Raw genomic sequence first — 1,334 nt, forward strand, 5'->3', positions numbered from 1 at the left:
CGCATGACGAGATGCTCCTTAGAAAGGAGGTGATCCAGCCGCACCTTCCGGTACGGCTACCTTGTTACGACTTCGTCCCAATCGCCAGTCCCACCTTCGACAGCTCCCTCCCCCAAAGGGGTTGGGCCACCGGCTTCGGGTGTTACCGACTTTCGTGACGTGACGGGCGGTGTGTACAAGGCCCGAGAACGTATTCACCGCAGCGTTGCTGATCTGCGATTACTAGCGACTCCGACTTCATGGGGTCGAGTTGCAGACCCCAATCCGAACTGAGACCGGCTTTTTGGGATTCGCTCCACCTCGCGGCATCGCAACCCTTTGTACCGGCCATTGTAGCATGCGTGAAGCCCAAGACATAAGGGGCATGATGATTTGACGTCGTCCCCACCTTCCTCCGAGTTGACCCCGGCAGTCTCCCATGAGTCCCCGGCATTACCCGCTGGCAACACAGGACAAGGGTTGCGCTCGTTGCGGGACTTAACCCAACATCTCACGACACGAGCTGACGACAACCATGCACCACCTGTGCACCGGCCAAAAAGGGGCACCCATCTCTGAGTGTTTCCAGTGCATGTCAAGCCTTGGTAAGGTTCTTCGCGTTGCATCGAATTAATCCGCATGCTCCGCCGCTTGTGCGGGCCCCCGTCAATTCCTTTGAGTTTTAGCCTTGCGGCCGTACTCCCCAGGCGGGGCACTTAATGCGTTAGCTACGGCACGGAAACCGTGGAAACGGTCCCCACACCTAGTGCCCAACGTTTACGGCATGGACTACCAGGGTATCTAATCCTGTTCGCTCCCCATGCTTTCGCTCCTCAGCGTCAGTAACGGCCCAGAGACCCGCCTTCGCCACCGGTGTTCCTCCTGATATCTGCGCATTCCACCGCTACACCAGGAATTCCAGTCTCCCCTACCGCACTCAAGTCTGCCCGTACCCACTGCAGGCGCAGGGTTAAGCCCCGCGTTTTCACAGCAGACGCGACAAACCGCCTACGAGCTCTTTACGCCCAATAATTCCGGACAACGCTTGCGCCCTACGTATTACCGCGGCTGCTGGCACGTAGTTAGCCGGCGCTTCTTCTGCAGGTACCCTCAACCCCCCAAAAAGGAGGCCTTGTCCCCTACTGAAAGAGGTTTACAACCCGAAGGCCGTCATCCCTCACGCGGCGTCGCTGCATCAGGCTTTCGCCCATTGTGCAATATTCCCCACTGCTGCCTCCCGTAGGAGTCTGGGCCGTGTCTCAGTCCCAGTGTGGCCGGACACCCTCTCAGGCCGGCTACCCGTCGACGCCTTGGTAGGCCATCACCCCACCAACAAGCTGATAGGCCGCGAGCCC

At 59.1% G+C, this 1,334-nt stretch carries 1 rRNA gene; it reads right to left on the reverse strand.

Annotated elements, in window-relative coordinates:
• Positions 1 to 22: 22 nt before the first annotated feature.
• Positions 23 to 1,334 (reverse strand): 16S ribosomal RNA (locus tag ABD907_RS20555); the annotation flags it as partial.

It is taken from the genome of Georgenia halophila (genome assembly GCF_039541595.1).